The following is a 13,406-nucleotide window of genomic DNA, read 5'->3' as shown; positions in this document are numbered from 1 at the left end:
TGCGACACTCCCTCGTAAACATCACCCAATAGGGTGAATGCAAGGTCGAACGATTGCTTGCAGTCGCACTGAGCGACTTTCTCGGAGTTGATCGGGTTCCGCACGAGCGATCCTCGCCAGCTGGACCAGTGCTCTGACCAGATAATTGCCACTGGCGCACGGCTTCAGTGCAAGGTCGGCCGACATTGCTTACGGACAATTGCGGATTCAAAACGCGCACAACAAACACCACGTCCGCGAATCCATTCACAGACAAGGAGCTGCACATGTCATGGGTAGAGCACACCAGTGGTCAGCATTGGCGCGTCCGCTACCGTCGCCAGGATGGCTCTGTCGCGTCCGAATGCGGGTTCACCAACCAGAAAGCCGCGTACGACCGAGCGCACGAGGTCGACGTCGACCGGCGACGCCGCACGTTCCACGACCACACTCGCGGTCGCATCACCGTGAACGAATGGCTGCCGCGCTGGTGGACCACACTCGACGTCGACGAGGTCACCCTGGACAACTACCAGTACCTCATTGACAAACACATCATCCCGCGCTTCGGCAGAACCCCGCTCGGAGAACTCCAGTCCAGCGACATCAAGCAATGGTCGACGGACTTGCACACCGCCGGATACGAACACTCCACTGTGGAAGGCATCGTCAGCCTGTTCAGCCGCATCCTCGGCGACGCCGTGGAGGACGAACTACTCGCTGCCAACCCCGTTCACCGGCATCACAACCGCGGCAGACGCGCGTTCCGCATCCACCGGGAAATGCTCTGGGCCACACCCGAAGAAGTCCTCCGCGGCGCTCAACAAGCCGAACGACTCCACAACCGCGCCAGCGCCCTACTGATCATCACCGCAGCCTAGACCGGATGCCGATGGGGCGAACTCGCCGCCCTGCAACGCCACAACACCCACCCCGACGACCGCACCATCGTCATCGACCCCGACACCGGAGCACTTAAAGAAACCGCCCACCGCCAATGGCTCGGCTCACCCAAGACTCCAGCCAGCGCCCGGACCGTCACACTTCCCGCATTCCTCGCCGTACTACTCAAGCACCATCTCACCACCCACAACTCACCTGTCGTGTTCCCCAGCGACTGCGGCGGTTTCCTCTGGCGCCACACATGGCGCAGCCGCACCTTCAACCCAGCCTTCGACGGCAACCTCGACCAACCACACCCCATAACACGCCTGCACCCCATTCGGCCCGGGCTGACCTTCCACGAACTACGCCACAGCCACAAAACCTGGCTCATCGCCGCCAGCATCCCCGAAATCGCCCAAGCCCGCCGCCTCGGCCACCGCATGGATAAACGCGTCGTCGAGGTCTACAGCCACGTCGCCGACGAAGTCGAAGCCCGCATCCAAACCGCCCTAAAAACCGCCTGGCTCGACGCCCGTCACACCATCGCCAGCAACCCCACACCTCAACCCGTCACGCCTCGTAAAGGACTCATCCGCCGACACCTCACCTGCCCACCGAACCCCACAAGCACCGTCAAGCAGCCAGCGGCCCACTATCTAAGAACATCGGCGCTGACCAGCACAAACGCACCCCGTGAACCCAGCACCCCTTGATCACAAATGGGGCACACTGCCCCACAACCACCCCATGTCCGATCAAGACCCACCTCACAAGACGATCAAGCAAGATCGAAACCAACACGCGAAAAAGCCCTCTGACCTGGTGGTTCAACCAAGTCAGAGGGCTTTCTTGCGACCGTCGGGACGACAGGATTTGAACCTGCGACCCCTTGACCCCCAGCCGTCAGTCGCTCCAGCGCTCAGTCACGACGAAGGCCGTGCCATCAAGTACCCCACCGACTGGTGTTTCTATCCACTCGTCAAGCTGTTCGTATCGACCGCTGCGGTTCAGCAGTTCCGCGATCTCGGCGGCGGTGGGTGATTCCGATCGGACGCAACGAAGGATGGGTTTCCCCGTGGCGTTGCTCTCCTCGTCCTCTGGATCGTCCGGGACCCATCGGATTACCTCGACGCGCCAGTCATTACGACCGTACGCGCTGTTGGGCATCGGTGCCTCCACGCTGAGGAACAGTCCGTCTGGCCCGGCCTCAAAGCGGTCGTCCGCGATGCTGAAGTCTTCAACACTCAACCGCGCTTCGTCGTTCTCACAACGTATATAGGCGTCAAGAAGCAACCGTAGATCTGCGATCCCGTCGCTGAGCCGCTCACTGGAGATATCCCGCTCCACGGTGTTCAACAGGTCACGAACCTCACCGCGCAATCCATACTGATTGGTGAATATCACGAACGGCGCGTCGAACTCGCAATGGCGACGGTCTTCCGTCGCAGGCGGATCGATTCCCTCCGAGTACTCGGCTACGGCGTCACGCAGTCCAGCGGCTTCGGCTTCCAACTCTGCCGTGATCGCTGTCTGGACGGGTGCGGGCACGACAATGAGTGCCTCGTCCAAATCGGACAGTGCGAGGTGAAGGCGTGCCTTGACGTGCTCGTACCACAAGCTGTGTGCGCCGTCGAGCAGATCAGCTCGGGCACCCCGATCAGTCAGCGCGGCAAGATGCCCCGCCGGGTAATGGCCAAATTGCCCGTCGCGGGTGTCGTGCACGCTGACGGGTGCCGTGGCATATGCGGAGATCTGGTTGAGCGCGTCGACGATCGGTGAAGCGAGCGCTGCGTCATCAACACTCGTAACAGTCGACGACACGACCCCAGCACATCCACGGTAGGTAGCCAGGATCTGGATCTTCCCCCGGTTCGGATGTTGAGAGTAGATAGTCACGAAGACGCCTTTCAGTCGAAAGGTCCAGCACAAGGACACTCATCGACGAACAGTGGAAGCAAACAGGCGGTGGCGCAGGCGCTTTCCAACGCTCCATGCCTCGAAGAGTCCGGTGGTGGCTCAGATCCGATGCCAAGCTCCCTGCCTATCCAGACCGTACCGCACCGACGACGCCACTGACCGGAACCTCATCGAGATCACCTCAACGTGAAGGGCGCACGCGGTGTCACTGCGAATTCGTGAGTTAAGAAACCACGCATGCACAGAATGATCCGTCTACATCGGATGGTCCTACCCGCTCGGACCTGCAACTGGACGCCCATTGGGAACCGTTCCCATGGCGAGCACAGCCCGATCGCCGACGCGTCCAACGTCCCGTTTCCCAATTGCCGCAGACGTTCGCCGACAATCGTCTCCACCCGGCCACCGCCGACAGGCATACTGCAACGGCCACATCATCGAGACCCGGGACCGAGTCCCATCCGGCTTCGCACCGCCCAATTGAGAACAACCCGAGCACTACCCACGCCGCGATTCCCAATCCGGAAAATCGAACGGCATGACCTCGAAAACCCGATGCCGGAGTGCATCGAGTCACGGACAATCCTCGGGTGTCCCACTTCGATATCCAGGGCTACCGGCCTCGGTGGCTCAACGGCTTGCCAGCCATTGCCGTCGCGCATGACCTGCGGCTTCAGTCCCTGGTCGGCCGCCACCTGCGATACGCCTGGCTACTCTGGGACCTCGACGCCGACGAGTGGTTCGCCGACGCCCCAGTCCTACTGGACTTCGACCACGAGCAGGTCGAGATCAACCATCAGAAGTTCGACGACCTGTCCATCACCTGGAACACCATCGACCCCATGGGACAGCAGGCCTGGACCTACGGCGACTGGGGCCACTACGACGACTTCGTGTTTCAGCTCGCCTGGCGACACGATGCGCAAGCGCAGTTGGCCACTCTGCAAGGCCAACAACTCCAGGAGGTCAAGTTGCTCGAATACACCGGCCAGAACCTGGCTAACGGCATGGTGGCCGTCAGTTTCGCATTCTCTGACGGACAAGTGACGATCTCCAATGGCCTTGACGAAAACAGCCTGGAGTTCGGCGATCCCGACTCCACGTACCTTCCCTGGTCGAAAGTGTGACCATCCGGTTTAACCTCGGCGATCGCGACAGCCGATGATCGGCGGTCGTGTCTGTTCGCATGGCCTACCGGCTCTTGACATCAGATCACTACCCTGCGACGGAACACCCCGCAGCGTCGCCTGTCACGGCCGCACCGGGCGATCCTGACCGCAGTTGGCCGGATGCTTCCGAACGGCGAGCATCGATCCCGCTTATGCCGGACACATGCGGAAAGATCTTGATGCTGGAAGTTCGTATGTTGCCGTGCCCACCGGAGTTGCCTAGTGTCGGCGCCCCGGCCGGCACGGAAACCTCCCCGGCAAAGGACACAGTCATGCCGCTCCAGCACAACCACCACCGCGACGAGCCCCAGTGGGACCTGGCCCTCGTGCGCCGCACCGGTTTCGGCCATCTCGCCGGAGAACTGGTCGACCAACAATCTCGCACCGCGCGAGCCCGCGTCCGCAGCCACACCATGGTCAATTTGGCGCACGTATTGGGCCAGACCGGCACCGGCGCCGAAGTCATCGTCTCCGAAAACGACGGCTCCGGCTGGTCAATCACCATCCCACCGCGTTCGCCGGGCTCAACCGCGTGAGGCTCCCGCCGACCACCGACAGCGAGGACCGCCGCGTCGCGGTCCTCCGGGACGTCTGGGCCGAGTTCTACGCCTACGTACGGCGTCTGCTCCCCGGCGAATACCACCTGGTCGAGGACTTCATGCAGGAAGCCGCCGCCGACCTCACCCGATACTGGCGAGACAGAGGCGAAGTGACCCGCAACCAGGCGGCCGCGATCCTCAAGCAAGCAGCCAAATTCGACGTGATCAACCACCGCAACGCCAAGGCACACACCACGATCAGCGCCGGGACGATCGACGACGAACTGATGCTCACCGCCGCAGACCCGAACTCCGAACACGAGATCCTCGCGGTGATGGGCCGCATCGACCACGACCGGCTCATCCACCTTCTACCGCGGCTGCTCACCGACCGGCAACGCCAGATCGTGGTCGCCGTAGACGTCGAAGGCCTCACACAATCCCGCGCCGCTCAACAACTCGGCATCAGTGTGCGGGGCCTGCAAAAAGCCCGCGACACCGCACTGACCCGACTCCAGCACCACCTGACAAGTCCGCCAGCACCGCACGCTGAGCAGATGTCGCGCCCGAACAGGGAGGTCCCACAATGACCGACCCCACCGCAGGCAGCCCGCCGCGGCTCGACCTGGACGCCATCGAGAACCGGGCGGTCACCCGGACTCCTGAGCAGACCGCCGCCCGCCAAGCACGCTTGGACGCGTGGATTCTTGGCCGCGATGCCATGACGATCGGCGAACACCACCTCGCCGCTGGCGACCTCGCCCGCGCCCACGAGTTCTTCACCATCGCCGCCCGGCACAACGCCACCGACGCGCACGTCATGCTCAACACCGTCAACACCCTGATCAACGCGGCCAACGACCCGGAAATCACAAGCATCACCACCGGGACAGTCCTGGCATTCCACCAGGCCGACTCGCACGCGGATCGGGACCTCAGCATCCAGCGCGCCCAGGACCTCGCTCAGCGACTCGACACCGTCGAAGCCCACCTCGACCTGATGACCCGCGACGCTGACGCCGCCGCAGCGGCCACCATCCGCAACGCCGCAGCAACAGTCGCAGGCCTACTGGTGCTGGAACGACCATCGCCGGGCACCTCACAAGCACAGACCCACCACCTGCCAGCGACACCTACACACATCGACAGTGCCCCGCAACAGAGTCCGATCGAGTCACCGCCTCCTGCCAAGACCCCCACGCCATCCCCAGAACCAACCAACCTGCTCAACTATCTAGAAGCATTGGTCAGCCCCGCCGTCGCCGGAGATCCCGAAGCCGTAGGCCGGCTACTCACCACCATCCGGCCCTTGGTGGTGCAGTACTGCCGTGTCCGAATCGGTAGAGCCGAACAGTCCCTTGCACGTGCCGACGACGTGGCCCAAGAGGCCTGCCTCGCTGTACTGACAGCGCTGCCACGCTATCGAAGCCAGGGACGGCCGTTCCTCGCGTTCGTCTATGGAATCACCGCACACAAAGTAGCCGACGCACAACGCGTCAGAGGGCGCGATCAGCGTGAATCCGCACCAATGTCCGACGCCGAGCGCGACCAAACCACCGCCAACATCGACCAGATGCTCAGTGGCTTGACGCCTCGACAGCGCGACATCCTCATCCTGCGCATCGTCATCGGCCTGAGCGCCGAGGAAACCGCTGAGGCTGTGGGGTCCACACCTGGCGCAGTACGAGTAGCCCAGCACCGCGCCCTGGCCCGGCTCCGCAAAACCACGAACCTAAACACCACCAACCGATGACACCTCAGGTGCGTTCCAACTGGCCTGCCCTCGTTTTCGATTTTGTGGCCTCTTCACGACTGATCAAGCGCATTCGTTGCTCTGGTTACCGTTGAGTCGCAGGCCATGTGCGCGTCGTTGTCGATTGGCCCTGAATTTTCACCGTCCCATGCGAGGCTGGTCGTCGTGAAGCAGGCTGACCTCCTCGTCGGGAACGAGTATGCATTCCAGACTTACAAGTCGTACAACGCCGCTCCCCTCGCAGCCCGGGTTCGTATTGTCTCCGTTGACGGCCGCGGTAAGGCGACTGTGCGAGTGGTGGACCCGGGCAAGAAGCCTCCAAAGAACGCGTGGGGCGCGCGACCGGTCAAACGGAACGAGCAAGTCCAGGTCGCCACCCGCGACATAGTCTGCCCCTGGGACGAGTGGGCCGATCGTGCTGCGTCCATCGACGCTGATCTAGCGGCACGCGCCGCCAAACAGCGGGAATGGTGGGACGACATCGAACGGCAGCAAGCCGATCGCTTGGTTGTGAATCCTGAGCGTGCGTTGCCGGAGGAGTACGACGAGGAACATGTTTATGCAGAAACAGATGCCGACGAGCGGGCCGCTCTGGGTAAGGAATACATCAAGGCGCGTGGGCTTGGCATCTATGCGACTCCCGACAAGTTGACGCCACTGCTAGTGGATCTCCCAGTATTGGTGCTCCGAGACATCCTCGCCACGAACCCACATCGGCGCATCGGGTCAGCCGACACCGTCGCGGCCACCTTCATGAGGTCGGCTGAACTTCTCGAACAAGCTCGTGTCGCGGCGATGGACCGGCACGGTCACGCATCCGGTGACATCCCACAACCTGACAGGTTGCTCGGCGAGGCCGACATCGCCTTCGTCGACGCGATTCACGAGAACATCGCCGTTTCGGGCGGCGAGTTGCTGTTGCCACCAGTCCCTGCCCTACCAGACTGGGTTGATGAACACGAGCGGTCCATGGCTCCGTCATTCGGCTGGCTCCGCCTAGCCGTTGGCGACACCAGCGGTGAACGCCTCCACTCCCCAGGATGCAGGTCAGTGCGATCCCGCCATGTACTGGAGGCCGATCACATGCCGTGGTGGTTGTTGATGCTTGAGAAGCCGCAACGGTTGTGCGGGCGATGCGATGGTCCGGGAGTGCGCGATCTCGTTCCCATGGCAGGGTTTGTCGCCGCCGTAGACGTATGGCACGCCCGCGGACGCGACCGAATCGAACGATGGCAACAAGCAACATTTCAGCGACTGCTCTCAACGGCCGCAGCCGCTCGAACACAGATGTTGGAACCGGACATCACACTCACCTGGCGGATCGTCGCGGCCCTGACAGACAACGCACCAGGCGAGAACGGTTGGGCCGCATACGCGGCAGTGGCCGCTACGCGCTGGAACCGCTTCGACGAAGAGCTGGGAAAGCTTACGCCGCCAGAGCTCGAAGCGGCGCGCGTCGTCGCACGTGATCGGCTAACTACCTTGGCAGAGGCGTTGCCGTCATCACAGCGACCGCTGCCGTTGCCACAGGCCGCCGACCTGAACGTGCTGCGCCAGCGGTACACACACCTCAAAAAACTCCTCCAGGACACCGTGCCCCAATTGGACCGGCTCCTATTCACACTGCCAGGAGCGATCTAACACTCACCCATAGATCGCGATCAAGAGACCTCTAGATGGGGATCGTTGTTGACGACGGGTCCATCGAGCGCGGTGGTTGGGGCCAGACCAGCGGCGCTCGGATCAAAACGGTGACCTCTACCGTGTCAACGTACGATGTCAAGAGCTCTGACCTGCGAAAACCCGACTTCTGCATGTCATGACAGGTCGTTGACAGCCGTTCATCGCAGTCGGGAGCAATCCAACGCATCGGATTGCTCCCAATCTGCTCCCAAGGCTTTGCTCCCAACCTCGGAGGACGCCCGAACGCGCCCCTTGACCCAAGAGTGATCCACAAAGGACATTGACGAGCGCGAACACAGAAACTCGACGTCAACCAGGTGCCGTCCCCTGCACTTCAGCGGAATTCGATACACTTACCTCATATTCCGGTTGAGCCTGGGTACTGCTCGCCCGTTCTGTCGCTAGATGACGACGACGCCAACGACGTTCGATGTGGCCGAGGCGTACAGGTGCGTGCCGGGGAAGTACAGCCGCAGGTCCGCGGAGACCTCAACGGTCAGCTTCAGGTTGAACGTCGAGTTCGGTTGGCAGGACTTGGAAGTCAGGTCCGCCCAACCCGACGCGCCGATCTTGATCTGCGCGAAGACGTCCAGGCCGAGCGTCAGCTCGCGCGACTCGCCTTGAGTGCCGAGCTTGCCCTTGACCGAGAGCTTGTTGCCCTTCTTCAGCTTGACCTGTGTGTCGCCGGCGTCCAACGTGAGCGTTGTCGGCTTGGCCATCGGCGCGGTGGCGGCCAGCGCGACGGCAGGCGTGGCGAACAGACCCAGTGCCGCGCAGGCGACTACGAGGATCCGTGCGAACTTGGTGATCATGACGGCCATGCTCGACCGCACAGGACGACTCCGCTTGTGGAGACGCCCGGAACCGCCTGATCAGGTGAAGTGACGCCCAAGGCTTGCACCCACCGCTTCACCTCGTGGTTTTGTTCGTCAGATGTGGCTCTGGCTCCTCGCGAAGGAGAACCCGAACTGGGGCTACCGCCGGATCCACGACGAACTCCTCGTTCTCGGCATCAAGGTCGCCGCCTCCACCGTGTGGCAAATCCTTACCACTTCTTTAGGTGAAATCGTGGACGGGACTGAGCCCCATGAGAAAAAAGGGGCGCTTCGCATCCTCCACACACTGTTGACTGACTGGGAGCAGCGCGGTCACTCGGCGGAGATCGAGGACGACAGTCATGGCGTCACCATGGTCATCGACAAATCTCGCTATAGCCTGCAGATCTCCGAGGAGTTCGAGGTCGTTGAGCAGTATCCGACCGCGGAAGAACTCACCCAGAAGAAAACGTATGTGTGGCAACGAGTCCAGCCGTCCGAACGCGAGGTCGGAACCGGTCGCCTGGTGGTAGAGCTTGCGCATGACTGGAGCTACAACGGCCGTCGCCGGCGTTGGGCAGATCGTGCCAGGTGGACGCTTGACGACAAGCTGCCGGACGTCATAGCCGAGCTGGAAGGGCGCGCCCAACTCGACGAGGAGCGCCGCATCGCCAAACTCGATGCGGAAGCGCGCCGTCAGAGGGACTGGGAAGCCGCGATGGCGACTGCCCGATTTCGCTTTGCTGAGGACATCCGGATCCAAGAACTCACCAAACAAGTCAGCTCGTGGGAGCACGCAGCCAAAATCCGAGCATACTGCGATGTGCTGGAGGCAGCGCAGTCAGATAACACTGACGCCACAATGTGGATCGAATGGGCGCGTGCCTATGCTGATCGCATCGATCCCTTGCACCGCACGACGTTCCAGCCAGAGATGCTAGAGCCGCGGCCTCAAGACTTGAAGCCGTACCTCGGCCGCTGGAGCCCATATGGGCCGAACAGTGGTTACTGATCTTCGCGACGCTGGCTGCGCGCAATGTCTCAATGGGAACGCCGAGTTCCTTCTCCAGGTCCCGTGCAGTCGCTTTGTCGTGCTTGGCCAAGGCAGTGACGGCCTGTTCGACCAGCTTGCCCAGCCGGAAGACTTCGTCGCGAAGAGCGATCAGTTCTGTGTGCCGCTCGACAGCGTCCTGCCCGCACCACTCTCGCATCAGCCGCCATGCCGGGACGTAGCGGACGTCGACTTCAGCGCAAACCTCTGGCCTGAAGTAGTACCCGTCCCCGCGGCGACTGGGTTGGTATTCCCCATGGATGGCCCGCTGCTGAGCCCTTCTTTCTTCCTTTTCTATCTCGGCAAGGATCTCGTCAGTGAGTACCTGCGCGGCTCGCTTGGCGACGGTGAGCATCACGGAGAAGGGACAGGCCCAGGTGCCGTCGTCTGAGCGAATACACAACGGGTCACTAGTCAGCTCAGTGCCGTCCAGGCCGAGTCTCTCAGAGAGCGCATCGACATCTTGGATGTACAGAATGCCGTTGTCGCTGGTCCCTCCGATGCTGACACAGCCGAGAGACGAGCGGCCGTCAATGATGAGCTCCGCCGCGAGAAGTTCTGCATCGTCGCTATCACGCCACGAGGCGTCGTGAAGGGCAGTCCAGCGAGCCTCGTTCGCCAGCCAGTCGTCGACTTCGCTCCACAAGGTCTTTAGCCGAGCCGGGGGCACCCATTCCTCCCGCCCTTCGAACTCGTCGGCCACGAACTTGACGAAAACGCGAGGTGGTCGGTTGGTGCCGATTCGCAGCACCTTCACTTGGGTGACCCGGTCGCGTTGCTTGGCCCTGTATGCCCAGTCCTCTCCAACCTCCATGGACACTTCCTACCTTGGCTGCCCTGCTCGGGTGATCCTATTGGACAATACTCAATCGGCGAAGATAAGACGCCGTGGGGACGAGCGTAGGACGTGACAATGCAGAATCACCTGATAAGAGCATTGAGCGCTTCTTCGGCGGCGTCAATGGCGAACACCACATTCGACGAACCGCGCACGTGCGCCCAGCCGACGGCAATGTTGAAGGCCGACGCCCCCAGTTCATTGCTACCCCAGTACATCCAGCCGCTGCGATCGCTTCCACTACGACCACGGGTAGAGGCCACCACACCAGCATGCTGACCGCGATCCAGACATCCAGGACGCCAGCAGCAAGATAGACGACCGCCAGCACCCACCACAGCGCCAGCGAACCGCGGCGTCCGACACTCCAGCCTGCGCGCCACGGAGCGATACCTGCACACTCTCGCCGCATCAGACGAACACGCTCTCGAGGCCTTCGAACGTGTCCGTAACCACCGACATCTCAGAACCGACTGACCACCACGCCAGGCTCGACACGCCACAGCCTGAGGCGAGAATCACGGTCAATCAACGGTCAAAAGCCACAGGCCTTGCCGACGACGAACGTCAACAAGGCCTCTGAACTGCACTTATCGGGTGGGCGATACTGGGATTGAACCAGTGACCCCTACCGTGTCAAAAAAACGTACAACGCCCAAAGGCCCAACCTGCAAGAACGCGACTTCTGCATGTCAAGACAGGTCCGTTGACAGCCGTTGAACGCAGTTGGGGACAGTCCAACGCAGCGGATTGCTCCCAACCTGCTCCCACATCGTGCTCCCAATTAGGGAGAGCGCCCGAACCTGCGAGCCCTTGCCCCCGACAGGTCCACAAAGGAGTATCCCGGCGAGAACAGAGGAGTCGACGTCAAACCGGTTCTGTTCCAAGCACTTCAGCGCAGTTCAGGCCACTCGCGACACATTCAATCCTCCCATTTGGCTCCCGCTACCCCAACACACTTGACGAGCCACCAAGTGTGCCGTTTGGTCCAGGTCCACCGCCCTGACCGTTCGGTCTTAGCCTGAATCCACTGATGAGTGGGTGTTCGGGGCGGCGTGTTACAAGTGAAAGTGCCTTCTGACCTGCGATAATACGAGTTACTGAGGCTCGATTATCACCCGGGGATGGAAGGCACTTTCAGTGAAATTATCGCACAGGTGGTCGCGGGCGGCGGTGCGGTTCGATGAGGAGAATCTCGTGTCCTGCGCCGGGATCGTGCCGGTGATGGCGCTGGCCGAGCGGGCGGGCATGTCGGAACTGGTAGCGCAGAAGGTAGAGATCACGAACGCTCCGATCCCGTCGACTGGGGCCAGCCCGGCAGGCAAGGTCGCCTCGATCGTCGCGGGGATGCTCGCGGGCGCGGACTGTATCGATGACCTGGACGTGATCCGCCACGGCGGGATGAAACGTCTGTTCACCGGGGTGTACGCGCCCTCGACGCTGGGATCGTTTCTGCGCTCGTTCACCCACGGCCATGCGCTGCAACTGGCCGCGGTGCTGCGCGCGATGCTGGTGTCGCTGGCGGCGAAGACCCCGGTGCTGGCCGGGGCGGATCAGATGACCTTTGTGGACATCGACTCGCTGCTGCGCCGCGTGTACGGCACCCAGAAACGAGGTGCGCGGTTCGGGCCGGCCAAAGTCGGTGGCTACCAATTGTTGCTGCGAGGGCTCTCGCCGCTGGTGGTCACGATCTCCACCCGGCTGGCCGCACCCCTCGTCGCCGCGATCCGTCTGCGGGCAGGCAACGCCGGTTCCGCGCGGGGCGCGGCGAGGTTACTGACCCAAGCCCTGAACACTGCGAAAGCCGCCGGGGCACGCGCGGGACGGATCCTGGTCCGCGGCGATTCCGCCTACTACGCCGGCACAGTGGTCAGTGCCGCACGCCGCGCCGGGGCGATGTTCTCGATCACCGTGGCGACCAACCCGTCAATCCAGGCCGCCATCACGGCGATCGCCGAGGACGCGTGGGTCGCGGTGCGCTACCCGGGTTCGGTGGAAGATCCCGATACCGGCGAGCTGATCTCTGACGCCGAGGTCGCCGAGACCGGCTATACCGCCTTCGCCGGAACCCGCCACGTCATCACCGCCCGGCTGGTGGTACGCCGGGTGAAGGACAAGAACTCCGAGAACGCCCTGTTCCCGATCTGGCGTTACCACGCGTTCTTCACCAACACCGAACTATCCACAGTAGACGCTGATCTCGCCCACCGGCAGCACGCGATCGTCGAAACGACCTTCGCCGACCTCATCGACGGCCCGCTGGCGCATCTGCCATCGGGGCAGTTCGACGCCAACGCCGCGTGGGTCGTCTGCACCGCCCTCGCCCACAACCTGCTGCGCGCCGCAGGCAGCCTCACCAGCACCTTCCACGCCAAAGCCCGCGGCGCGACACTGCGCAAACACCTCGTCTGCGTCCCAGCCCGCCTTGCCCGCCCTCAAGGCCGCCCGGTCCTGCACCTACCCGAGCACTGGCCCTGGGCCGAGGCTTTCACCACCCTGCACACCGCCGCCAGCCCACCCGCCGCCTGACCTTTTCTTCACCACCCGCCCGCCAGGGCCCGACCGGAGACCTCCCGTGGACACGCTGGACAAGCCAGCCGTTTCACCATGCCCACCACCAAAACCCAAGATCCACACATGACCAGAACACCCCGGAAGATCAACACAAGGTCTATCGGTGGATTCAGGCTTAGCTGCCGTGGTCAACTGAACCACTATGCTGTACGCCGTACCAATGCGAGGCTGTGACACGGTCGACGCGAAAAATGGAGCAAGAG

12 protein-coding genes, 1 tRNA gene and 1 pseudogene are annotated in these 13,406 nt (G+C 62.4%); 11 read left to right on the top strand and 3 right to left on the bottom strand.

Features of this window, described 5'->3' with window-relative positions; genetic code table 11:
- The first annotated feature begins 266 nt into the window (after positions 1–266).
- Positions 267–860 carry an N-terminal phage integrase SAM-like domain-containing protein gene (locus LWC34_RS45355; RefSeq protein WP_233731478.1) on the top strand — a complete coding sequence of 198 codons (594 nt, stop codon included), beginning with the start codon at positions 267–269 and terminating at the stop codon, positions 858–860.
- Positions 861–872: 12 nt separating this feature from the next.
- Positions 873–1,577, top strand: a pseudogene (locus LWC34_RS45350) (tyrosine-type recombinase/integrase); the annotation flags it as partial.
- Positions 1,578–1,724: 147 nt separating this feature from the next.
- Here LWC34_RS45350 and LWC34_RS45345 read toward each other — a convergent pair.
- Positions 1,725–1,838 (bottom strand) — tRNA-OTHER (locus LWC34_RS45345).
- Positions 1,839–2,289: 451 nt separating this feature from the next.
- Between LWC34_RS45345 and LWC34_RS45340 the strand changes: the two genes are divergently transcribed.
- From LWC34_RS45340 to LWC34_RS45315, 6 genes are all read left to right on the top strand, one after another.
- Positions 2,290–2,643 (top strand): hypothetical protein, encoded by a 354-nt coding sequence (locus LWC34_RS45340; RefSeq protein ID WP_233731477.1) that lies wholly within the window; start codon positions 2,290–2,292, stop codon positions 2,641–2,643.
- 728 nt (positions 2,644–3,371) lie between these two features.
- A complete protein-coding gene (locus LWC34_RS45335; protein ID WP_233731476.1) occupies positions 3,372–3,908 on the top strand; it encodes a hypothetical protein in 537 nt (178 codons plus the stop codon).
- A gap of 314 nt (positions 3,909–4,222) precedes the next feature.
- Positions 4,223–4,486: a hypothetical protein gene (locus tag LWC34_RS45330; RefSeq protein ID WP_233731475.1), complete on the top strand. Its 264-nt coding sequence runs from the start codon at positions 4,223–4,225 to the stop codon at positions 4,484–4,486.
- Positions 4,483–5,079, top strand: coding sequence for an RNA polymerase sigma factor (locus tag LWC34_RS58405; RefSeq protein WP_233731474.1), 597 nt, complete (start codon positions 4,483–4,485; stop codon positions 5,077–5,079). The genes LWC34_RS45330 and LWC34_RS58405 overlap by 4 nt, the downstream gene beginning before the upstream one ends.
- Before the next feature lie 632 nt (positions 5,080–5,711).
- Complete coding sequence (gene shbA, locus LWC34_RS45320) at positions 5,712–6,242, top strand: RNA polymerase sigma factor ShbA (RefSeq protein WP_233734071.1); 531 nt, start codon at positions 5,712–5,714, stop codon at positions 6,240–6,242.
- A gap of 165 nt (positions 6,243–6,407) precedes the next feature.
- A complete protein-coding gene (locus LWC34_RS45315) occupies positions 6,408–7,883 on the top strand; it encodes a hypothetical protein (RefSeq protein WP_233731473.1) in 1,476 nt (491 codons plus the stop codon).
- 443 nt (positions 7,884–8,326) lie between these two features.
- On the opposite strand, the gene LWC34_RS45310 is transcribed toward LWC34_RS45315, so the two are convergent.
- The gene (locus tag LWC34_RS45310) at positions 8,327–8,737 is read right to left on the bottom strand and encodes a hypothetical protein (RefSeq protein ID WP_233731472.1); all 411 of its coding nucleotides are present in this window, start codon (positions 8,735–8,737) and stop codon (positions 8,327–8,329) included.
- A gap of 121 nt (positions 8,738–8,858) precedes the next feature.
- Between LWC34_RS45310 and LWC34_RS45305 the strand changes: the two genes are divergently transcribed.
- Together LWC34_RS45305 and LWC34_RS45300 are read left to right on the top strand one after the other, a co-directional pair.
- Positions 8,859–9,752 (top strand): hypothetical protein, encoded by an 894-nt coding sequence (locus tag LWC34_RS45305; protein WP_233731471.1) that lies wholly within the window; start codon positions 8,859–8,861, stop codon positions 9,750–9,752.
- Positions 9,730–10,182 carry a hypothetical protein gene (locus LWC34_RS45300; protein ID WP_233731470.1) on the top strand — a complete coding sequence of 151 codons (453 nt, stop codon included), beginning with the start codon at positions 9,730–9,732 and terminating at the stop codon, positions 10,180–10,182. Before LWC34_RS45305 ends, LWC34_RS45300 begins: the two co-directional genes overlap by 23 nt.
- 530 nt (positions 10,183–10,712) lie before the next feature.
- On the opposite strand, the gene LWC34_RS45295 is transcribed toward LWC34_RS45300, so the two are convergent.
- On the bottom strand, positions 10,713–10,892 hold the full coding sequence (locus LWC34_RS45295; protein ID WP_233731469.1) for a hypothetical protein: 180 nt from the start codon (positions 10,890–10,892) through the stop codon (positions 10,713–10,715).
- Positions 10,893–11,769: 877 nt separating this feature from the next.
- Here LWC34_RS45295 and LWC34_RS45290 point away from each other — a divergent pair.
- The gene (locus LWC34_RS45290) at positions 11,770–13,158 is read left to right on the top strand and encodes an IS1380 family transposase (RefSeq protein ID WP_233722400.1); all 1,389 of its coding nucleotides are present in this window, start codon (positions 11,770–11,772) and stop codon (positions 13,156–13,158) included.
- The last annotated feature ends 248 nt before the right edge of the window (positions 13,159–13,406 follow it).

Origin of the sequence: Kibdelosporangium philippinense (genome assembly GCF_021390435.2) — a bacterium.
Classification (GTDB): Bacteria; Actinomycetota; Actinomycetes; order Mycobacteriales; family Pseudonocardiaceae; genus Kibdelosporangium; species Kibdelosporangium philippinense.
The sequence above is the reverse complement of the archived record's forward strand: the minus strand, read 5'-3'. Positions and strand labels throughout refer to the sequence as shown.

Excerpts from the sequence above, each read along its gene's own strand:
- LWC34_RS45305 (WP_233731471.1), top strand. The coding sequence starts at position 8,859 with ATGTGGCTCTGGCTCCTCGCGAAGGAGAACCCGAACTGGGGCTACCGC.
- LWC34_RS45355 (WP_233731478.1), top strand. The coding sequence starts at position 267 with ATGTCATGGGTAGAGCACACCAGTGGTCAGCATTGGCGCGTCCGCTAC.
- LWC34_RS45300 (WP_233731470.1), top strand. The coding sequence starts at position 9,730 with ATGGGCCGAACAGTGGTTACTGATCTTCGCGACGCTGGCTGCGCGCAA.
- LWC34_RS45310 (WP_233731472.1), bottom strand. The coding sequence starts at position 8,737 with ATGATCACCAAGTTCGCACGGATCCTCGTAGTCGCCTGCGCGGCACTG.
- LWC34_RS45340 (WP_233731477.1), top strand. The coding sequence starts at position 2,290 with ATGGCGACGGTCTTCCGTCGCAGGCGGATCGATTCCCTCCGAGTACTC.
- LWC34_RS45330 (WP_233731475.1), top strand. The coding sequence starts at position 4,223 with ATGCCGCTCCAGCACAACCACCACCGCGACGAGCCCCAGTGGGACCTG.